The sequence below is a fragment of the Streptomyces aurantiacus genome, from assembly GCF_027107535.1.
In the GTDB taxonomy this organism is placed as follows: domain Bacteria; phylum Actinomycetota; class Actinomycetes; order Streptomycetales; family Streptomycetaceae; genus Streptomyces.
In genome coordinates, this window is record NZ_CP114283.1 from 6,693,256 (window position 1) to 6,712,704 (window position 19,449).

At 72.6% G+C, this 19,449-nt stretch carries 16 protein-coding genes and 1 pseudogene; 12 read left to right on the plus strand and 5 right to left on the minus strand.

What is annotated here, in order from left to right; translation table 11 throughout:
- Positions 1-49 precede the first annotated feature (49 nt).
- Positions 50-2,725: an ATP-binding protein gene (locus O1Q96_RS31835; protein WP_269251437.1), complete on the minus strand. Its 2,676-nt coding sequence runs from the start codon at positions 2,723-2,725 to the stop codon at positions 50-52.
- Positions 2,726-2,949: 224 nt separating this feature from the next.
- On the opposite strand from O1Q96_RS31835, the gene O1Q96_RS31840 reads away from it, so the two are divergent.
- Genes O1Q96_RS31840 through O1Q96_RS31850 form a run of 3 tightly spaced genes read left to right on the plus strand, consistent with a single transcriptional unit; the run spans position 2,950 to position 6,441 of the window.
- On the plus strand, positions 2,950-4,254 hold the full coding sequence (locus O1Q96_RS31840) for an MFS transporter (RefSeq protein ID WP_269251438.1): 1,305 nt from the start codon (positions 2,950-2,952) through the stop codon (positions 4,252-4,254).
- A 24-nt stretch (positions 4,255-4,278) separates the two neighbouring features.
- The gene (locus O1Q96_RS31845; protein WP_269251439.1) at positions 4,279-5,427 is read left to right on the plus strand and encodes an anhydro-N-acetylmuramic acid kinase; all 1,149 of its coding nucleotides are present in this window, start codon (positions 4,279-4,281) and stop codon (positions 5,425-5,427) included.
- Positions 5,428-5,481: 54 nt separating this feature from the next.
- A complete protein-coding gene (locus O1Q96_RS31850) occupies positions 5,482-6,441 on the plus strand; it encodes a DUF2510 domain-containing protein (protein WP_269251440.1) in 960 nt (319 codons plus the stop codon).
- A 292-nt stretch (positions 6,442-6,733) separates the two neighbouring features.
- Here the strand turns inward: O1Q96_RS31850 and O1Q96_RS31855 are convergent, their stop codons facing one another.
- On the minus strand, positions 6,734-7,357 hold the full coding sequence (locus O1Q96_RS31855) for a TetR/AcrR family transcriptional regulator (RefSeq protein WP_269251441.1): 624 nt from the start codon (positions 7,355-7,357) through the stop codon (positions 6,734-6,736).
- Between the two features lie 215 nt (positions 7,358-7,572).
- Here O1Q96_RS31855 and O1Q96_RS31860 point away from each other — a divergent pair, with 215 nt between their 5' ends.
- Both O1Q96_RS31860 and O1Q96_RS31865 read left to right on the plus strand, forming a co-directional pair.
- The gene (locus O1Q96_RS31860; RefSeq protein WP_269251442.1) at positions 7,573-8,421 is read left to right on the plus strand and encodes a phosphatase PAP2 family protein; all 849 of its coding nucleotides are present in this window, start codon (positions 7,573-7,575) and stop codon (positions 8,419-8,421) included.
- On the plus strand, positions 8,418-9,392 hold the full coding sequence (locus O1Q96_RS31865) for a DMT family transporter (protein ID WP_269251443.1): 975 nt from the start codon (positions 8,418-8,420) through the stop codon (positions 9,390-9,392). Before O1Q96_RS31860 ends, O1Q96_RS31865 begins: the two co-directional genes overlap by 4 nt.
- 60 nt (positions 9,393-9,452) lie before the next feature.
- Here the strand turns inward: O1Q96_RS31865 and O1Q96_RS31870 are convergent, their stop codons facing one another.
- Both O1Q96_RS31870 and O1Q96_RS31875 read right to left on the minus strand, forming a co-directional pair.
- Positions 9,453-11,504 (minus strand): phosphocholine-specific phospholipase C, encoded by a 2,052-nt coding sequence (locus tag O1Q96_RS31870; RefSeq protein WP_269251444.1) that lies wholly within the window; start codon positions 11,502-11,504, stop codon positions 9,453-9,455.
- A 512-nt stretch (positions 11,505-12,016) separates the two neighbouring features.
- Positions 12,017-12,559, minus strand: coding sequence for a DUF1360 domain-containing protein (locus O1Q96_RS31875; RefSeq protein WP_269251445.1), 543 nt, complete (start codon positions 12,557-12,559; stop codon positions 12,017-12,019).
- Between the two features lie 1,099 nt (positions 12,560-13,658).
- Here O1Q96_RS31875 and O1Q96_RS31885 point away from each other — a divergent pair.
- The 7 genes and pseudogenes from O1Q96_RS31885 to O1Q96_RS31915 all read left to right on the plus strand — a co-directional run bounded on the left by O1Q96_RS31885 (position 13,659) and on the right by O1Q96_RS31915 (position 18,576).
- The gene (locus tag O1Q96_RS31885) at positions 13,659-15,191 is read left to right on the plus strand and encodes a glycoside hydrolase family 43 protein (protein ID WP_269251446.1); all 1,533 of its coding nucleotides are present in this window, start codon (positions 13,659-13,661) and stop codon (positions 15,189-15,191) included.
- 112 nt (positions 15,192-15,303) lie between these two features.
- Positions 15,304-15,486: a hypothetical protein gene (locus tag O1Q96_RS31890; RefSeq protein ID WP_269251447.1), complete on the plus strand. Its 183-nt coding sequence runs from the start codon at positions 15,304-15,306 to the stop codon at positions 15,484-15,486.
- Complete coding sequence (locus O1Q96_RS31895) at positions 15,483-15,977, plus strand: MarR family winged helix-turn-helix transcriptional regulator (RefSeq protein WP_269251448.1); 495 nt, start codon at positions 15,483-15,485, stop codon at positions 15,975-15,977. The genes O1Q96_RS31890 and O1Q96_RS31895 overlap by 4 nt, the downstream gene beginning before the upstream one ends.
- 100 nt (positions 15,978-16,077) lie before the next feature.
- Positions 16,078-16,206, plus strand: a pseudogene (locus O1Q96_RS31900) (transcriptional regulator); the annotation flags it as partial.
- A gap of 197 nt (positions 16,207-16,403) precedes the next feature.
- The gene (locus O1Q96_RS31905) at positions 16,404-17,468 is read left to right on the plus strand and encodes an aromatic ring-hydroxylating dioxygenase subunit alpha (RefSeq protein ID WP_269251449.1); all 1,065 of its coding nucleotides are present in this window, start codon (positions 16,404-16,406) and stop codon (positions 17,466-17,468) included.
- The gene (locus O1Q96_RS31910; protein WP_269251450.1) at positions 17,465-17,635 is read left to right on the plus strand and encodes a hypothetical protein; all 171 of its coding nucleotides are present in this window, start codon (positions 17,465-17,467) and stop codon (positions 17,633-17,635) included. Before O1Q96_RS31905 ends, O1Q96_RS31910 begins: the two co-directional genes overlap by 4 nt.
- A complete protein-coding gene (locus tag O1Q96_RS31915; RefSeq protein WP_269251451.1) occupies positions 17,632-18,576 on the plus strand; it encodes a PDR/VanB family oxidoreductase in 945 nt (314 codons plus the stop codon). Before O1Q96_RS31910 ends, O1Q96_RS31915 begins: the two co-directional genes overlap by 4 nt.
- Here O1Q96_RS31915 and O1Q96_RS31920 read toward each other — a convergent pair.
- Positions 18,527-19,342: an IclR family transcriptional regulator domain-containing protein gene (locus O1Q96_RS31920; RefSeq protein WP_269253808.1), complete on the minus strand. Its 816-nt coding sequence runs from the start codon at positions 19,340-19,342 to the stop codon at positions 18,527-18,529. The two genes, O1Q96_RS31915 and O1Q96_RS31920, sit on opposite strands and share 50 nt — an antisense overlap.
- Between the last annotated feature and the right edge of the window lie 107 nt (positions 19,343-19,449).

Below are 19,449 nucleotides of genomic sequence, written 5' to 3' on the forward strand. Positions count from 1 at the left end.
CGGGTGCCCCAGTGGTGCTCCGGAGTACTCACGTACGGAGCCTCGGCAGTCAGCGGGCGACGCGTCCCGGGTCCAGTGCCTCGCGGGCCCGTGCCACCAGGCCGTCCGCACCGCAGGAACGCGCCAGGGTCAGACCGCGGTTGATCTCCGTGACGGAGCGGGACGCGATGCCGTACTCGACGCGGGCCGCGGCGTGTTCGTAGGCACAGGGCGACGCTTCGAGGTACGTGACGGCCTGGGCGTAGAGCGTGACCGAGCGCTGGCCGGTCTCCAGGGCGGCGGCGCACCGCAGGGCTTCGCCGATGGCCGTGTCGGTGCCGAAGCGCTCGGCCTGGACGCGGGCGTCGGCGGCCACCTCCGCGGCGCGACGCGGGTCCTGGACGGCGAGGGTCCGGGCGAGGTCTCCCGCCCAGGGCGCCATCACCGTGTTGTGCCCGCCGCGGGCCTCGGACAGCTTCTCGGCGGTCTCCAGCTCGTTCACGCCTTCCTCGACGCGGCCGGTGGCGATGAGCAGGCGGCCCCTTATCGAGTGGGTGTCCGGCAGGACGATCGTGGACGGGTGGGGCGGCTCGAAGGCGTACCGCTCGGCGATCTCCTCGGCCTCGCCGACCCGGCCGCGGGCGAGCAGGGTGTCGATGAGCATGCACGCGGCGGACCAGTGCATGGGCAGTCCGCGGCCCACCCGGTCCGCGAGGCGCAGGGCCTCGCGCAGGGATTCGTCGGCCTCCTTGAGGCGGCCCCGTCTGCGGAGCACGTACCCGCCGAAGGCGTGCGCGAGGGCCAGATGGCCGCCGCTCCACCCGGCGGACTCGTACGTCCGCCGGGCTTCCGTGAAGAGGCTCTCGGCGCGGTCGAGGCGGTCCGCGTAGGTGTACGAGATGCCGAGCATCATGAGGAGCTCGAAGCTCCACTCGGTGTCGGTCCAGCCGAGGCCCGGCGCGAGCCTGCCGTTGACGAGTGAACGGTCGCAGAGCTCGGCGACCTCCTCGGCGTTCTCCCCGCGGGTCATCGCGTCGAAGGCGCGCAGGATGAGCAGGGCGCGCTCGGAGTTGTCGCGGCCGGTGAGCGGCTCGACGAGCCGGGCCAGACGCCGGGAGCGGCCGGGCGCGTCCTCCTCGCCGGCGTGGATGCCCTCCCACATGTAGTGCACGGCCTGCAGTCGCATCCGGGCGGGGCCCGGCTCCAGCCGGTCGGCCTCCGCGTCGACCGTGGCCACGGCCTCCTCGAGCTGGTCGTTGTGGACGAGCGCCGAGGAGAGCCGGCACACCGCGTCGACCCGGAGCTCCTCCTCCAGACCGTGCACCGTGAGGGCCTGCCGCAGGTACCCGATCGTGGTCGCGGGCGAGGTGAGGAGCGTGGCGCAGCCCAGTTCGTAGAGCACGCGCGCGTGGACCTCGGGAAGCGGCGGTTCCAGCAGGGCGCGCTCCAGACAGCGGCGGGCCGCGTCCGGGGCGCCGACGGCGAGATGCTCGCGGGCCGCCTCGCGCAGCTGCTCGACGAGTTCGGGGTCGTCGTCCGGATGGACCTCCAGCAGATGGCGGGAGGCCGCGGCGGCGCCGAGCCCCGACGCGGTGACGACGGAGGCGGCCACGCCGTGCATCGCGGTGCGCAGCGCGTCCGGGATCGAGCGGTAGACGGCGGTGGCGATGAGCGGATGGACGAACTCCAGGTCGCGGTCGGCCGCTTGGCCGGACGTCCGGTCGGCCTCGGTGAGGATGCGGGCCACGCTCAGCCGTGCCGCACAGCGCTCCGCCTCGTCCCGCTGCATTCCGGCGAGTTCGGCCGCCAGTTCCAGGGAGATCTGCGTGCCGAGAATGGCGGCCGCCCAGGCGAACTTCGTGGCGTCGACGCCGAGTCCCTCCAGCCGGTCGACCAGTCCGCGGCCGCGCGCCGAGCGGTTCAGGGCGCGCAGTTGTGCGGCCGAGTCCTCGACGGGGTCGAGTTCGCTGTCCTGGACCTTGGCGAGGAGTTCCACGCTCTCGTAGGGGTTGCCGCCGGTGACCGCCCACACCTCCCGGCAGAACGGGGCATCGGCGTGCGCGCCGAGCGTGGCGCGGGTGAGTCCGGCCGTGGCGTCCGGAGTCAGGGCGCGCAGGGCGGGCATGGGGTGGGCCAGCGCGCCGATCGCGTCGAGGTGGCGGGCGCTGTCGCCGGTGGCGTCCCCGGGGCGCCGGGCGACCACGACGAGGACGGGCAGGTCGTCGAGGCGCTCGGCGAAGGCCGCCAGCCAGTGGAGGCTCTCCTGGTCGGCCCAGTGGGCGTCGTCGATGAGGAGCACCAGCGGCCACTCGCGGCGGGCGAGTCTGCGCACGGCGGCCACCAGGCCGTCGCACACGCCCTGCGGGTCGGCCTGGCGCGCGCCCGGCTCCGCGATCCCGAGCGCGGGTCCCGCGATGTCGTACCAGTCGCCGAAGTACTCGCGGGCCTCGTCGGGCATCAGCGCGATGAGCGCGGGCTGGAGCAACTGCCGTACGACGTTGAAGGGGACGGACGTGATCGTCTCGCCGCCGCGGGCCGACCAAACCGTGCAGCGGCCTTCCGCGACGGCGCGGACCTGGCCGAGCAGGGCGGTCTTGCCGATGCCCGCCTCACCGGTGAACACCAGCAGGCTGCCCGCCGCGGAGCCGGCGCACAGGGCGTCGACGGCCTCCGCGACCGCGGCGAGTTCCGCGTCGCGCTCCCAGAGGGGTGCCGAGGCGGCCGTACCCGGCCGTGCCTCCGTCATCCCGCTACCTCCCCAGGTCGCCCAAACGACGTACAGGCCTTGAGCCTAGTCCTCCCGGAGGCGCGATGGAGCCTGGTCGGGACACCTGTTGCCGTGAGGGGTGACACCGGAGGACGAGAGGCGACGGCATCAGCCGCCGACCAGCACGGGTGAAACTTATTGACAGTCAAAAGCCGTGAACTGAAACTAACTTTCAGCATCGTCGTGAAAGCGGGAGGAACGGCATGGGCGCCCCGGCGCACGGCTCCGACCTGCGGACCGACAGGCCGGAGCGTTCCCGAAGGGCGCTGGTCGCGGGGTCGGTGGGCAATTTCATCGAGTGGTACGAGTTCGGTGTCTACGGATACTTCGCGACGGTCATCGCCGCCAGGTTCTTCACCCCGGAGGGCGGCAGCGAGGCCGAGGCCCTGGTCAGGACGTACGCGTCGTTCGCGCTCGCGTTCTTCTTCCGGCCCGTGGGCGCCGCACTGTTCGGGCGGCTCGGCGACCGGGTCGGGCGCCGTCCCGTGCTCGTCCTGGTCATCGTCCTCATGACGGCCGCGACGACCCTGATCGGCGTGCTGCCCACGTACGACACGGTGGGCCCCCTCGCGCCCTGGCTGCTCACCCTTCTCCGGGTGGTCCAAGGCCTGTCCGCGGGAGGGGAGTTCGGCGGGGCGGTGTCGGTGATGACGGAGTTCGCGCCACCGGGCAGGCGAGGGCTGTACGGGTCGTGGCAGTCGTTCACGGTGGCGCTGGGGCTGCTGGGCGGGGCGGGCGCGGCGGCCCTGCTGGCGACCCTGCTCACCGAGGCGCAGTTGAACTCCTGGGGCTGGCGACTGCCGTTCCTGCTGACGCTGCCGCTGGGGCTCGGGGCCCTGTGGCTTCGGCTGCGCCTCGACGAGACGCCGTCGTTCCAGGCCCTCCGGGAGGAACTGCGGCCCGAACGGCCCCCGGGTCGCGAGGTGGCGAAGGCGATCGCGCTCGGGGCGGGGCGCGTCATGGGCTGGGCCGCCGCCGGCTACACGTTCCTCGTCGTGCTCCCCTCGTACCTGCAGAGCTCTTTGAACGCCTCGTTCCAGCAGGCGCTGGTCGCCACCGTCCTCGCCAACCTGGGCTTCGCGGTCACGATCATCCCGGCGGGGCTGCTCAGCGACCGGGTCGGGCGGCGGCCGGTGATGCTGACGGGGGCGCTGCTGGTCACCGTGCTCGCGGTCCCGCTGCTCAACCTCCTCCAGGACGCGGGCACTTCGGCCGCGTCGAAGAGCGCGGCCGTCTTCGCCGCGGGGGCGATCGTCGGCCTGATGGCGGGGCCGGGCCCCGCGATGCTCTCGGAGATGTTCCCGACGAGCGTGCGCTACACGGGCCTGGGACTCGCCTACGCCCTGTCCAATGCCGTGTTCTCGGGCTGTGCGGGCCTCATCATCACGGAGTCGGTCAGGCGGACGGGAAGCGTGGACATTCCGGCGTACTACGCGGCGGTCACGTGCGCCGTGAGCGCGCTCGCGCTGCTGACGCCGCGCAAGAAGCGGGCGCACGACGAGAGCTGAGCAGGTGTCAGAAGGGGTGGGCTGATGCGGGTGATCGGTCTGATGTCCGGCACGTCGTACGACGCGATCGACGCGGCGGCGGCCGATCTGCGGCTCGACGGGGAGACCCTGGTGCTGCGGCCGCTCGGGACGGTCAGCCGGCCGTACGGGCCGGGACTGCGTGAGGCACTCGCGGCGGCGCTGCCCCCGGCGGCCACGACCTTCGCCCAGGTGTGCCGGCTGGACACGCTCATCGGGCAGGCCTTCGCCCGGGCCGCGGTCCGCGCCCAGCGCGAACTGTGCGGCGAGCGGGGCGAACTGGTCGCGTCGCACGGCCAGACCGTCTTCCACTGGGCGGTCGGGGGAGAAGTGCGCGGCACCCTTCAGATCGGACGGCCCGCCTGGATCGCGGAGGCGACCGGACTGCCCGTGGTCGCCGACTTCCGGCCGCGCGACATCGCCGCGGGGGGCCAGGGGGCGCCGCTGGTGAGCCTGGTCGACCTCCTGTGGCTGCGCGGAAGACCGGGCACACCGGTCGCGCTGAACCTCGGCGGCATCGCCAACCTCACCGCGCCCGACGGCACCGCCTTCGACACGGGACCCGCGGGCGCGCTCACGGACGCCGCCGTACGCCGATTCACCGGCCGCGACTTCGACACCGACGGCACCCTGGCCGCTCGCGGGACCGTGCACGAGCCGCTGCTGCGGCGCCTGCTCGACGAGCCGTACTACGTGCGGCCCGCGCCCAAGACGACAGGTAAGGAACTGTTCCACGAGGGCTATCTGCTCGCGGCGCTGGCGGACTTCGCCACCGTGCCGCAGGAGGACGTGGTCGCGACGCTCACGCGGCTCACCGCGCGGACGGTGGCGGACGCCGTCCGTTCCGTGCGCGCCACGGAGGTGATCGCCTCGGGCGGCGGGACACGCAATCCCGTGCTCATGGCGATGCTGGGCGCGGAGCTGCCGGGAGTGCCGCTCCGCGCCTCCGACGCCCTCGGTCTGCCGGCCGCGGCCAAGGAGGCGTACGCCTTCGCCGTCCTCGGCTTCCTGACACTGCACGGGCTCGTGGGCACCGACCCGCGGAGCACCGGCGCCCGGCACGCCAGCGTGCTCGGTTCGCTCACGCCGGGGCGCGGCGGCTTCCCGCCGCTGCCCCGGGGCGCGGAACAACCGGTACGCCTCGTGATCGAGTGAAGGGAAACCGGGTCCTCTCATCCGGCTTTCACCCGCGCCTCATACGGTGGACCCATGACGCAGGCGACTCCCCCCGGCTGGTATCCCGACCCCGGGCAGACAAGTGACGGTCCCGCAACGCAGCGCTGGTGGGACGGCAGGACATGGACGGACCAGACCCGCCCCGCGGAGTCCGCCGCGACATGGGGGCCCCCGGCGTACCCGCCGGGCGCACCGCATGCGGGCGCGAACCCAGGCGGGCCCCGGCGCGCGGCGCGCACGGCGATAGCCGTCGCCGTCGCCGTGGCGGTCCTCGCGGGCATCGGCGGCGGCGTGTACGCGCTGACCTCGGACGACGGTTCGCCCGGCAGCGACCGGAGCAACGCCCGGCCGGCACCGACGCTGCCGGACGGCCCGCAGGGGCAGGACGGTGGCGGTCAGGGCGGTCCCGGCGGCCCGGACGGCGGCGAGAGCGGGATCCCGCAGCCGCGGCAGACCGAGGAGGGCTTCGCGGCCGATCCCGTCAACGGCATCAGCCTGCCGGTGCCCGACGGCTGGAGCGGCGAGACCATCCAGGTGGGCGCCCAGGTGACCTCCAAGGACTCCTACAAGTGCCCGGGTGACGCCTCGGCGACCTGCACACGCGGCGGCGCCTACTCCGCCCCGGCGATCGCGCTGAAGATCAAGGCCACCACCGCCGAGGCCGCCGCCAAGGAGGACATCGCCAAGAACGCGGAGGAGTCCTACGGCGGCAAGAGCTACGGCAAGATCACCTCGCACGACGAGTTGTCCTCGAAGGCGGTCACGGTGGCCGGCCAGAAGGGTTACGCGGTCCGCTGGAAGGTCGTCACGAGCAAGGGCGCCGACGGCTATGTCGAGTCGCTCGTCTTTCCTGCGCCGGCCGCCGCCAAGCAGCTCGTCGTCGTGCGCTTCGGCCTCGACGTCGGGGCCGACGCGCCCAAGCAGTCCGTGATCGACGACATCACCAAGGGCATCAAGGAGTCCGGCGTCGGCGGCAACGGCCAGAACGTCTAGGCCGTACGACGACGGCCGAAGGACCGGGCTCCCGCGGACGCACGTCCGCCGGGACGCCTGGGCCCCGGCGGACGGTGCGCACGGCGGGTCGGACCGACCACCGGCAGGGCGTGGGTGGCGGTCCGGACCGTCGCCGTGGTGTCCTTCACCGCTCCGGCCCCGGTCGGCCGGGTGGGGCACCTCTCCGCTCAAGAGGAACCCCACCCGGCCGGGGGGTGCGCGCCGCCCCCGTCCCCACGGTGCGGCGCGAGCAGGTCACCGTCCTGTCATCCCGTGGACGGTGACCTGGGTCTCAGGTGCCCTCGGTCAGTCCGAGGGCGGGCAGCAGGGCCACTTCGACGTAGCGCAGGAGATAGTCGGCGTCCGCGGGCCGCCCCTCCAGGATCGGGCGGACGCGGAGCATGCCGAGCAGCTGCGCCGGCACGAACTCCAGCACCGGGTGGTCGGCGGTGATCTCGCCCCGCTCGACCGCGCGCCCGATCATCGCCCGGAGCGCGTCGAGTTCCGGTTCCACCAGCGCGTCGCGCAGGGCGCGCTGCAGTTCGTCGTCCTGCATCACGGACTGCCCGAGCGCCTGCAGCAGCCGGGTGTCCTCGTCCGACCGCTCCCCCGCCGCGCGCGCGACCGCGCGCAGGTCGCCGGCCAGCGAACCGGTGTCGATCCCGATGAACTTGGGGCAGTGGTTGGCGCGCAGCGCGGCCGCCACGAACTGCGGCTTCGTCCTCCACTGCCGGTAGAGCGTGGACTTGCTGCACCGGGTGCTGGCGGCGACACCCTCCATGGTCAGCGCGTCGTAGCCGCACTGGCGGATCTGGTCGAGCACGGCGTCGAAGAACTCCTGCTCACGCTCCGGCGTGATCTTGGAGCGGCGCGAGGCGGCGACCGATTCGGGTCCCTCCGCTGCCTGCGACGTCATGGCTCTTCTCCTCGCTCGTCTCCGCGCTGTGCGGCGGATCCGCTTCCAGTGTGGCGTACGCCCTATCGATACGCCAGTGTACCGGAACGCCTCCGTATCGGTACACTGGCGTATCGATGAGCCTTGGACAGGACCCACCCCTGTGTCGAGTGGATCCCCTCCTGGGCTCACCACGTATCAGCACACGCGGGACCGTCAAGCAAAGGGGCCGGGGGATGGAACGCCCAACCGAGCCTGCACAGAAGGGATCCGCCGCGATACCGCGGCCGCCCCTCGTCCGGGAGCTCCTGCTCGTCGCGGGACTCTTCCTCGTCTACAAACTCGGCCGGCAGCTGGCCACGGGCCACACCGCCGAGGCCTTCGGCAACGCGCACCGCGTGTGGGACCTGGAACGGTTCGTGCACCTGCCCGGTGAGGACTCCGTGCAGTCCGCGATGCTGCACGGCGACACCCTCGTGCACGTCGTCAACACCTATTACGCGACCGTGCACTTCCCCGCCACCGCGGCCTTCCTGGTCTGGACGTACCTGCGGCGGCCCGGGCACTACGTGTGGGCCCGCCGGGTCCTCGCCGCGGTCACGGCCGCCGCCCTGGTGGTGCATCTCACGTTCCCGCTGGCCCCGCCGCGGATGCTCGCCGCGACGGGCCTCGTGGACACCGGTCAGGTCTTCGGGCCCACGGTGTACGGCGCCTCCCCCGAGACCGATTCCCTGTCGAACCAGTTCGCGGCGATGCCGTCGCTGCACTTCGGCTGGGCCCTGATGGTCGCGATCGGTCTGATCGTCGCCACCCGCTCCAGGTGGCGGTGGCTGTGGCTGCTGCATCCGCTGGTGACCCTGCTGGTGATCGTCGGCACGGCGAACCACTACTGGCTCGACGCGATCGTGGCGGCCGCCCTCCTCGGCATCGCTCTCGCCGTGGTCCGTCCGCCGCGCCGGACGGCGCCGACCACCGGGTCCGAGCGGGGTCGCGAGGACGCCGGTGACTCCGTACCGAAGACGCCGGACGGACAGCACGGACCCGGCGTACCGGAGGCACCCGAGCTCGTGGGAGCCGGACGATGAGCGCCACCCTCGTCGCCGTCGTCCTGTCGCTGTTCTCCGCCGTCGCGTACGCGGCCGCCGCGGTGGCCCAGGAACGGCTGGCCTCGCGGACCGCCGGCGCCGGAGTACTGCGCCTGCTGGGCCGCGGTGCCTGGTGGTGGTCGGTCGGTCTCAACGCCGGGGCCGCGCTGCTGCACGTCGCCGCGCTCAAGTACGGAACGCTCACGCTCGTCCAGCCGCTCGGCGCGCTCACCCTGGTGGCCGCGGTTCCGCTGGGCGCGCGGATGGCGGGACGGCGGGTGACCGCCGTCGAGTGGCGCGGTACGGCACTGACACTGGCCGGGCTCTGCGCAGTACTCGTCACGGCGTCCGGGCCCGCCCCCGACGACGTGCTGAGCGTTCCGCAGGCGCTTGCCGTGGCGGGCGTCACCGCGACTCTCATCGGCGCGCTTTCCCGGCCCGGCACGCGCCCCGGGCTCCGGCACGCGACCGCGTCCGGTTTCGCCTCGGGCGTCGCGTCGGCGCTCACGCAGACCGTCACGGTCGCGGCGACGGACCGCACGGGCCCACTGTTCAGCGGGCAGGTGGTCGTGGTGGCCCTGCTGGTCGCGGCCTTCGCGGCGGGCGGGCTGCTGCTGTCGCAGACCGCGTACAAGGGCGGCCTGGGGGCCCCGCTCGCGGTCGTGACGCTGGCCAATCCGATCGCCGCCGCGGTGATCGGTCTCTCGCTGCTCGGCGAACGGCTGCAGGGCGGAGTGGCGGGACTGCTGCTCGCGGGGGCCGGGGCGGCGGTCGCGGCCCGGGGCGTGGTGACACTGTCGCGTGCCGCACCGAAACCGGCTGCCGCGCCCTCACCGCCGAGCCCTTCGGCGGACGCCCCGGAGGAGGAGCATCCGGTGGCCGCGGTCCTCGCGCTGGAGCCCGGATCGGCCGCGTACGAGCCCTCGTTGCTGCCGCGGCAGCCGAAGCCGGGGCATCTCACCCCGCTGTAGCTGCGGGCACACGGCGGGCGGGGCGGTCGCGGAGGTCCGTGACCGCCCCGCCCGCCTCGCTCACGTCCTGGCCATCGCCGGGTCGCTGACGCCCACCCGGCCGTTCTCGACGTGCCCCGCGAAGCGGCGCAGGAACGAGCCGTCCGCGTCGGACACGACGGTGAGGTCGTACCACCGCCGGCTCGCCCGCAGGTCCACGGTGTGCCTGACGGTCGCGCCGGGCCGTACCCGGAACGACCGGGGCCTGCCGCCGTAGCCACTGCTGAGCTTGAGACCGGCCGTGCGCGAGCCCTTGTTGGTGAAGGTCAGCTCGATGTCGTCCCCGTCGTGCCGTGCGGTGACCTCGGGTCCGGCGGCCTTCCCCGGCCCCTTGAAGACGCGTACGAAACCGTTGGGTCCGTGCACGGTCAGGTCGTACGAGCCGTTCGAGTACGCGGAGTTCCAGGTGTCCGCGACGCTCTTGCCCGCCTCGGTGGTGTATGTCCAGGGGCCGTCGGTGCGGTTCCCGGAGGTCACGTGGAAGGAGGCGCCGGCCTTCCGGCCCGAGGCGAAGGTCAGCGTGAACTTCCCGGCCTCCGGGTCCGCCGAGCCGTCGATCCACGGCGCGTACCGCAGCGGGCGGGCGGGCCGCAGGCCGCGCTCCTGCCTGGGCAGCTTCGGGTCGGCGGGCGGTGTCGGCCTGTAGTCCGGGTGCCGGTCCTTGTCCGGCGGCTCGTACGCGTCGGTGTCCGGGAGGTCGGCCGGCCTGCTGTCCTTGCGGGAGAAGTCGAACGCGCCGGTCAGGTCACCGCAGACGGCCCGCCGCCAGGGCGAGATGTTCGGCTCCTCGACACCGAAGCGACGCTCCATGAACCGGACGATCGACGTGTGGTCCAGGGTCTCGGAGCAGACGTAACCGCCCTTGCTCCAGGGCGAGACGACGAGCATCGGCACCCGCGGACCGAGACCGTACGGACCGGCGACGTTGGTCGCACTGCCCGCGAAGAGGTCCGGGCCGACGTCGACGGTGGACCTGCCGCGGTCGGCGGAACCCGGCGGGAGGGGCGGAACGACGTGGTCGAAGAAGCCGTCGTTCTCGTCGTAGGTGATGAACAGGGCCGTCTTCGCCCACACCTTGGGGTCGGAGGTGAGCGCCTCCAGCACCTGGGAGATGTACCAGGCACCGTAGTTCGAGGGCCAGTTGGAGTGCTCGGAGAAGGCCTCGGGGGCGGCGATCCAGGAGATCTGCGGCAGCTTGCCGCCCTTGACGTCGGCGCGCAGCTGGTCGAAGAAGCCCTCGCCCTTGCGGGCGTCGGTGCCGGTGCGGGCCTTGTCGTAGAGCGGGTCGCCCGCCTTGGCGTTGCGGTACTTGTTGAAGTAGAGCAGCGAGTTGTCGCCGTAGTTGCCGCGGTACGGGTCGGAGATCCAGCCCCAGGAGCCGGCCGCGTCGAGGCCGTTGCCGATGTCCTGGTAGACCTTCCAGGAGATCCCGGCCTTCTCGAGCCGCTCGGGGTAGGTCGTCCAGTCGTAGCCGACCTCGTCGTTGCCGAGGACCGGGCCGCCGCCCTTGCCGTCGTTGCCCGTGAAGCCCGTCCACATGTAGTAGCGGTTCGGGTCGGTGGAGCCGATGAACGAGCAGTGGTAGGCGTCGCAGACGGTGAAGGTGTCGGCGAGGGCGTAGTGGAACGGGATGTCCTCGCGCGTCAGGTACGCCATGGTCGTGGGGCCCTTCGCGGGGACCCACTTGTCGTACTTGCCCCCGTTGTAGGCGGCGTGCCCGTCGGGCCAGCTGTGCGGGAGTCCCTCCAGGAACTGCATGCCGAGGTCGTCGGCCTCCGGGTGGAAGGGCAGCAGGTCCTTGGTGCCGTCCGACTGGTGCCACACCGACTTGCCGTTGTCGAGCGTGACCGGGTGCGGGTCGCCGAAACCGCGGACACCTCTGAGCGCACCGAAGTAGTGGTCGAAAGAACGGTTCTCCTGCATCAGGACGACGATGTGCTCGACGTCCTCGATGGTGCCGCGGTGGTATCCCGCGGGGATCGCCGCGGCCTTGGCGATACTCTCCGACAGCGCGGTGAACGCCGCTGTGCCGCCTGCGAGTTGCAGGAATCGGCGCCGATTCACTTCGGTCATGACTGGGTGACCTCTCGTCGTGACGGGTACGGGGCGACTGGCGGACGGCCCTGCTTGTGCTGAAACGTGTGCGAAAGGAGTGTTCCAAGAGCAACAAACGTCAGGGAAGGGCCGCGTGGCGCCCGTGTGAAAGACGGCGGTACGCGAGGTGCCGGTGTTGCTTCCCGGGGAGCACGCCCATGCCACCGTGCTGCTGTGCGAATGGCACGGCGGCACCCCGACAGCCCCGCCCTCCAGGACGAGGGCGTGTCGGGGCCGAGGTCACCGGTCAGCACGGTGTGCCCTGGTGACCGGACCTGGTCGACGTCATGAGGTCCTCGTGGTGAGGGGATCACTCAATGCCGTTTGCGGAGTACGGCGGCGGGCGGCCAGCACCGCGGAGCGCGGCACCCCCGCCGGCCCGACGGCCGCCTTCTTGGCCGGGGCCGCCGAAGTGCCGGGGCGGGGTGCGTCCCGAGTCAGGTCGTGGAGACTCCGCGGTACGTCGGCGTACGGCCCGGGATCGCGCGGAGTCACTCGCCTTCGGTCTTGTCCACCAGCGCCGCGTACGTCAGTTGCAGCGCGTCCGCTCCGGCCAGGGCCGCGAGCGCGCCCATGGCGGTGCGCGTGGCCTGCGGCCAGAGCAACTGGCCGGCGGTCAGGGTCGACACCACCCACACACTCGTGCAGAACGGGCAGGTGACCAGCTCACCGACGGTGTCCTTGCCGTCGCCGGCCTGTGCCTCCTCCTGCAGTTCGGCCGGGCCCTGCGGACCGACGTACTTCGTGAACGGGGCTCGCAGAGGGCTGGTCACCGCTGCCTTGCTGAGCAGGCGGCTGAGCCGGAAGGCGGCCACCGCGGTCAGCGCCACGTCCCAGGGCGCGGGCCGGTCGGGCAGGGGGCGCCCCCGGAGCCGTACCACCGTCGCCCAGGCCGCCGTATACACCCCGAATCCGGCCATGGCCGCCAGATAGCCGCCCAGGGGACGCTCGTGCCCTGCCGAATAGTTCTTCTTCGTGCCTCGGAGGAATCCCTGCAGACGTCCCGCGAGGCGGTTCTCAGTTGCTGTGCCCATGAGCCGTCACCGCTCCTGTCCCGCTCCATCGCCGGTCCGTCGTGTCAGCGTCACTCGTCTCCGTCCGAGCGGCAGGGACCGTGTGCCCGTACGGAGGGCGTCGATCACCGAGTCCGCCCGCGGCTCCCGGTCCGGTCGGCCGAGGAGCCAGAGGGTCCGGTTCTGCCGCGGTCGGCGGCGAGGAGACGTTGTGCGCATGGGCCACCGGGTCCCCACCGGGGCGTACGGCAAACGACCGGCGGGCATCGGCTCCCGCCCGTCCCGCCGTCCGGCCGCCCGGCGGGACGGGCGGCGCGGATGTGGCCGCGGCTCTGCCGTGGCGTGCTGGAGCGTGCGAAGGGACGGCCGAGCAGCCGTGTGTCCGATTCCGACCTGGCCTCCCGAAGCTGCCGCCCGCCGGAGGACCACCGCGGGACCGGTTCGGCGCGGGAGCGGCGCCCGGCGTCCACGAGGTCGAGTACGGCCGGAGCCCCCATCGCCGGCACTCACCCGGCCCCATCCGGGCGTGGAGTCCGCCACGGCCAACCTGGCACTGGGCCCGGTCGCCGCCCTGATGGACCGCGCCCGTGACGCCGTCCGCAAGGCCATGGGACACGGCTGATCCAGCCCACGGGCGGTCGGAGAGTCCGTCACTGCCACGGGACGGCCGCCTGGCAGTTCCGCCGGCCGGGCGGGCGGAACTGCCCGGTCCGGCGTCCGGTGACGTCATCCGCGGGCCCACGCCGCGCTCACGCCATGGGACGAGCGGGAGCGACCGGTGTGCGTGGAGTGTGCCGTGTGGGCGGACGCGGCCGCTCACCCGACCTTCATGACAAGTGCGCCCCTCCTCGCGAGCCCCGGGGTACCTTTCACGCGTGAGGTGACAGCGCTTTCCACAGCTACCACCGGCAAGGGGCCGTCCACTGTGGGTACCGCATCCGTGCCGGCCGACCCGGCGGCCCGACTCCCGGGCCAGCGCGACCCGTTCGTGGTGCTCACCGGTGAACCCCGGCCTCGGGCCCCGGCTTCAAGGCGTGACCAGCACCCATCCGGTTCCCGCCCCCGCGCGGACGTCTCCCCGCGGCGCACTCTCCCCGACCGCACTCCCCTCAGGACGGACATGGCGTTCTTCGACAATCCCGTCATACCCGGCTTCAGTCCCGACCCGAGCATCTGCCGGGTCGGCGACGACTACTACGTGGCCACGTCCAGCTTCGAATACGTACCCGGCGTGCCGATCCGGCACAGCCGTGACCTGGTGAACTGGCGGCTGATCGGGCACGCGTTGGACCGGCCCTCGCAACTGGACCTGCCGGACACGGCCCCCGCCTCCACGGGGGTGTACGCACCGACGCTGCGCCACCACGACGGTCTGTTCTGGCTGATCACGACCGTGGTCGCAGGAGCGGGCAACGTCCTGGTGACCGCCGAGGACCCGGCGGGGCCCTGGTCGGATCCGGTGCCGGTGGGCGTGCCCGGCATCGACCCGGACCTGGCCTGGGAGGAGGACGGAACCTGCTGGTGCGTGTTCTCCGCGGGCGGCATCCGCGGCGTGCGCATCGACCCGAAGTCGGGCCGACTGCTGGGCGAGCCGGTGCCGATGTGGTCGGGCAGCGGACTGCAGTACCCCGAGGGGCCGCACCTGTACCGGATCGGCGACTGGTGGTACCTGCTGCTGTCGGAGGGCGGCACCGAACGCGGCCACGCGCTGTCGGTCGCCCGGGCCCGCACCCTGCCGGGGCCGTTCGAACCGCACCCGGCGAACCCCGTGCTGTCCCACCGCAGTACCGGCCATCCGGTGCAGAGCACGGGCCACGGCGATCTGGTGCAGGCGGGCGACGGCACGTGGTGGATGGTGCTGCTGGGCACCAGGCCGCGCGGCGACACCCCGATGTACCACGGCATGGGCCGCGAGACGTTCCTGGCACCGGTGCGCTGGGAGGACGGGTGGCCGCTGCCCGGCCCGCTGGAACCGCGGGCCGAGGCCCCGGCGCTCACACCGCATCCCTGGCCACGGGAACCCGACCGGGACGACTTCGACTCCCCCACGCTCGCGCCGTGCTGGGTCTCGCTGCGGCGCAACGACCCCGAGGCCACACGTCTCGACGAACGGCCGGGCCACCTGGTCCTGCACGCCCGCGCGGACAGCCTCGACACACCCGGCGCGCTCTTCGTCGGACGACGCCAGCGCGACCCCGACTGCACCGCGCGCACCCTGGCCGACATCACCGGCGACGGCCGGGGCGGGCTCGCGGTACGCCTGGACGAGGCCCACCACTACGAGGTGGAGGTGGCAGACGGCACGGTCCGCGCGGTCGCCAGGATCGGACCGCTGCGCCAGGCGATAGCCCAACGGCCCGTCCCCGACGGCCCGGTGACCCTGCGCATCGACGTCACCACCACCGACGTGCTGCCGCCCTCGGTCACCGTCCGCGATCCGCAGACGGCTCCCCCGTCCGGTCTTCGCGCCGGCGGCCCCGACACCCTCCGCCTGGGCTACGAGACCGACGGCGGCCGCTTCGAGGTCCTCGCGGAACTCGACGGCCGCTACCTCACCACCGAGGTCGCCGGCGGTTTCACCGGCCGGGTCTTCGGCATGTACGCCACGCGGGGCAGCGCCGCCTTCGACTGGTTCGAGCTGCGCCCGGCCTGACGGACGTGTCCCCGCGCCGTCGGCGGGGTCCGACCTTCACGGACGGCATCGGCGGAGGCGGTTGGCGGGCGGCGGGCGGCGGGCGGCGGGCGGCGGGCGCAGTGTCGCCCCGGTGTTCAGCTTCGCCTCGTTCGGCCCGATCTCACCGACCAGCGTCGACCGGGCGGGCCACGAGATCGGCGGGAACGCCGCGGGTCTGCTCCGGGAACGGATCGCCGACCGCCACAAGGCTCCGGTCAGGCATGATCGGTACGGTGATGTCCGGGACGACAGCGGAGGGGGCGGCGAGCCGTGAGTGAGCGGGCGGGGATCAGCACGGCGAAGGAGGCCGCCGACCACGAGTCGATCCTGGCGTTCGGGCGGCTGCAGGGGGCGGCCAACCGGCTGGAGTACATCCTGGGGCGGGCGCTGGAGGAGGAGTGCGGCATCAGCCACCTGATGTTCGAGGTGCTGCTGATCCTCGGCCGGGCGGGCGCGCCGGGTCTGTCGATGCGGGCCATCGCCCAGGAACAGATCCTGACCACGGGCGGCGCGACCCGGCTGGTGGACCGTATGGAGGCCGCGGGGCTCGTGGCGCGTGCGTCCTCCCCCGACGACCGCCGCGGGAAACTGGTGCGGCTCACTCCGCTGGGCGAGGAGACGACGGTCCGCGCCTCCCGGGTCCACGTGGGGAACATCGAGCGGTACTTCACGCAGCCGCTCCCCGCCGAGGAGCGCGAGCGGTTCGCGGAGAACCTGCGCATCCTCAGCCACTCGGCCCGGGACGTGCTGCCCCGCCTGCCCTGACCCGCGCCGGGGCCACGCACCGCCGGAACGGTCGGGGCCGCCGGAACATTCGGGGCCGCCGGCCGGAGCCGACCTCCGCACCGGTCCGTACCGGAGAGGAGAAGGGGGAGTCTCCGTCCGGGTGGACGTGCCGGTTCACTTCCTGGGAGCACCGCCTGCCTTCACCGCCACCCGCACCGTGACGGCGAGCGTGGGGTCCTACACACCGGCGCGGGCGGCCACCGAGCACCGCCCCATCGCCTTCTCCGGCGACGTGGACTCCGGCCGGGAGCTCGTCCCAGCCCTCCACGGCGTCAACCCTGTCGACGAGTGACCGCTCTGACCAGCCCGTTCACCGATGCGCTTCCGCGGGACGGAAGTGGCCTTGCGGCCCTGTGGACTCTGTCAGGACGATGTCGCCACACCAGAGAGACGGGAGCCGCATCCATGCCTCACATGACCGCGTTCGCCAGGAACCAGTGGTACGTCGCCGCCTACGCCCACGAGGTGGGGCGTGAGCTGCTCGGCCGGACGATTCTCGGTGAGCCGCTCGTCTTCTACCGCACCGAGGAGGACGGCCGGCCCGTCGCCCTGCACGACCGCTGCGTGCACCGCCGCTACCCGCTCTCCGAGAGCGGGCTCGACGGGGACCGGATCGTCTGCGGCTACCACGGCTTCACGTACGACACGACGGGCGCGTGCGTGTACGTGCCCGGTCAGAAACGCGTTCCCCGTACCGCCCGCGTCGCCTCCTACCCGGTGGTCGAGCAGGACGCCCTGATCTGGGTGTGGATCGGCGACCCGGCCCTCGCCGACCCGGAGGTCATACCGCGGGCCAGGCACCTCGATGCGCCCGGCTGGCTCACCGTGCGGGGCATGGAGCCGATCGACGCCGACTACGGGCTGCTCGTCGACAACCTCCTCGACCTGTCCCACGAGACGTATCTGCACGGCGGGTACATCGGCACGCCCGAGGTCGCCGAGACGCCGATCACCACGGAGGTGGACGAGGGCGCGGGCATCGTCCGGGTGAGCCGGCACATGGACGACGCCGAGTGCCCGCCGTTCTACGCCCGTTCCACCGGCATCGAGGGGCGGATCACCCGCTGGCAGGACATCGAGTACCACGCGCCCTGTCTGTACCTGCTGCACAGCCGCATCGCGCCGGTGGGTGTCCTGCCCGAGGCCGACGGGAGCGACCCGAACGGCTTCCACACGGAGATCACGTACGCCATCACGCCGTCCGCCGACGGCAAGGTGTACGACTTCTGGATGGTCTCGCGCGACTGGGCGACCGACGACGACGAGGTCACCGAGTTCCTGAGGGCGAACAACCACACGGTGGTCATGCAGGACGTCGACGCGCTCAACCTGCTGCAGAAGACGCTGGGCACGGAACGGACCGGCTACCAGGAACTGAGCATCAACATCGACACGGGCGGTCTCGCCGCCCGCCGCATCCTCGCCCGGCTGGTCGAGGAGGGCGAGAAGCCCATGGAGACGGTCCTGTGACCAGCCCCACCGGTGAGGTATACCGCATCGACTGGCTGCCGGGCACGGACGTGCTGCACGGCACCTGTCACTGCGGGGCCGAGCACACCGCCGAGGACCCGATCGAGATGTGGGAGTGGATGCTCGCCCACCCCGAAGGACACGCCCCCCAAGGACACGGCTCATGACCTCGTACGAAGCCGAACTCGTCGTCGACCGCAGGGACCCGGCGGCCGACGGCGTGCTCGCCCTCACCCTCCGTCATCCGCTGGGCGAGGACCTGCCGGGCTGGGAGCCCGGCGCCCACATCGACGTCGTGCTGGGCTCCGGCCTGGAGCGCCAGTACTCGCTGTGCGGCGACCCCGCCGACCGGACCTCATGGCGGATCGCCGTCCTGCGCGAGCCCGACGGACGCGGCGGATCCGCCTATGTGCACGGGCAGTTGCAGACGGGGGACAAGGTCGTCGTCCGCGGCCCCCGCAACCACTTCGTCCTCCAGCCGTCGCCCCGCTACCGCTTCGTCGCGGGCGGCATCGGCATCACGCCCATCCTGCCGATGCTGGCCGCCGCGGAGGCTGCGGGCGCGGACTGGACGCTGCTGTACGGCGGCAGGACCCGCGAATCCATCGCGTTCACCGCGGAGTTGAGCCGGTACGGGGACAGGGTGAGCATCGCCCCGCAGGACGAGACGGGGCTGCTGGACCTCGCCTCCGTGCTCGGCACCCCGCAGCCGGACACCCTCGTCTACTGCTGCGGCCCCGGTCCGCTGCTGGACGCGGTGGAGGAGCGGTGCGCGGTGTGGCCGAAGGGCGCGCTGCACGTCGAGCGCTTCCAGCCCAAGGTGCAGGAGACGGGCGCGGACACGGAGTTCGAAGTGGTCCTGGAGCGTTCGGGCCGTACGCTCACCGTCCCCGCGGACGTGTCCGTGCTCGACACCGTACGGGCGGCGGGCGTGGAGGTGCTCTTCTCCTGCACCGAGGGAACCTGCGGGACCTGCGAGACGGACGTCGTCGACGGGACGCCGGACCACCGCGACTCGGTGCTCACGGACGAGGAGCGAGAAGCCGGCGAGACCATGCTCATCTGTGTGTCCCGGTGCCGCGGGAAGCGCCTCGTGCTGGACCTGTGATCCGCAGGTCCGCCTCGATCCGGGCGACCGTGGCCAGCAGATGGGGCAGCAGGTCACGGCGTACGGACTCCACGGAGTTGCGGCTGGCGTGCACGGGGACGTTGACCGCCGCCACCACCTCGCCGTCCCGGTCGCGCACCGGGACGGCGACCGAGCGCAGGCCCTCCTCCAGTTCCTGGTCGACGATCGCGTACCCCTGACGGCGCACCCGGCGCAGCTCGGTGCGCAGCAGGTCGGCCGACGTGATCGTGCGGGGCGTCAGGGGGCGCAGGTCCGCGCGCCCGAGCCGGGCGTCGGACTCCTCGTCGGGCAGCTGCGCGAGCAACACCCGGCCCACGGACGTTAGATGGGCCGGGAAGCGGGTACCGACGGTGATCGTGGCGGTCATGATGCGGTGGGTGGGCACCCGGGCCACGTACACGATGTCGTCGCCGTCGAGGACGCACAGGGACGACGACTCCCGTATCTGCGCGACGAGTTGTTCCAGGTGCGGCTCGGCGATCTCCGGCAGCGTGACACTGGACAGGTACGAGTAGCCGAGTTCGAGGACGCGCGGGGTGAGGCGGAACGTCCGGCCGTCCGTCGCCACGTATCCCAGGTCGAAGAGCGTCAGCAGGAAGCGGCGGGCCGCCGCGCGGGTCAGGTCACTGACCCGCGCCACCTCGCTGAGCGTCAGCTCGGGGTGGTCGGCGTCGAAGGCGCGGATGACCGCGAGACCACGCTCGAAGGAACGGACGAAGTGCGGTTCGCGGGCTCCTGCAGGCATCATCGCCTCCACGGGACGCACGGGGGTGCGCTGTGCGCACGCTAGGAGCACACTTCGGCAACTGTCAACAACCGTGCGCGTCAAGGGCATTGACCTGTTCCCCGGCC

Bases quoted from the DNA above. Each gene is read 5' to 3' on its own strand.
- O1Q96_RS31915 (WP_269251451.1), top strand. From the start codon at position 17,632: ATGACCTCGTACGAAGCCGAACTCGTCGTCGACCGCAGGGACCCGGCG.
- O1Q96_RS31875 (WP_269251445.1), bottom strand. From the start codon at position 12,559: ATGGGCACAGCAACTGAGAACCGCCTCGCGGGACGTCTGCAGGGATTC.
- O1Q96_RS31855 (WP_269251441.1), bottom strand. From the start codon at position 7,357: ATGACGTCGCAGGCAGCGGAGGGACCCGAATCGGTCGCCGCCTCGCGC.
- O1Q96_RS31885 (WP_269251446.1), top strand. From the start codon at position 13,659: ATGGCGTTCTTCGACAATCCCGTCATACCCGGCTTCAGTCCCGACCCG.
- O1Q96_RS31840 (WP_269251438.1), top strand. From the start codon at position 2,950: ATGGGCGCCCCGGCGCACGGCTCCGACCTGCGGACCGACAGGCCGGAG.
- O1Q96_RS31870 (WP_269251444.1), bottom strand. From the start codon at position 11,504: ATGACCGAAGTGAATCGGCGCCGATTCCTGCAACTCGCAGGCGGCACA.
- O1Q96_RS31835 (WP_269251437.1), bottom strand. From the start codon at position 2,725: ATGACGGAGGCACGGCCGGGTACGGCCGCCTCGGCACCCCTCTGGGAG.
- O1Q96_RS31850 (WP_269251440.1), top strand. From the start codon at position 5,482: ATGACGCAGGCGACTCCCCCCGGCTGGTATCCCGACCCCGGGCAGACA.
- O1Q96_RS31845 (WP_269251439.1), top strand. From the start codon at position 4,279: ATGCGGGTGATCGGTCTGATGTCCGGCACGTCGTACGACGCGATCGAC.
- O1Q96_RS31920 (WP_269253808.1), bottom strand. From the start codon at position 19,342: ATGCCTGCAGGAGCCCGCGAACCGCACTTCGTCCGTTCCTTCGAGCGT.
- O1Q96_RS31905 (WP_269251449.1), top strand. From the start codon at position 16,404: ATGCCTCACATGACCGCGTTCGCCAGGAACCAGTGGTACGTCGCCGCC.
- O1Q96_RS31865 (WP_269251443.1), top strand. From the start codon at position 8,418: ATGAGCGCCACCCTCGTCGCCGTCGTCCTGTCGCTGTTCTCCGCCGTC.
- O1Q96_RS31860 (WP_269251442.1), top strand. From the start codon at position 7,573: ATGGAACGCCCAACCGAGCCTGCACAGAAGGGATCCGCCGCGATACCG.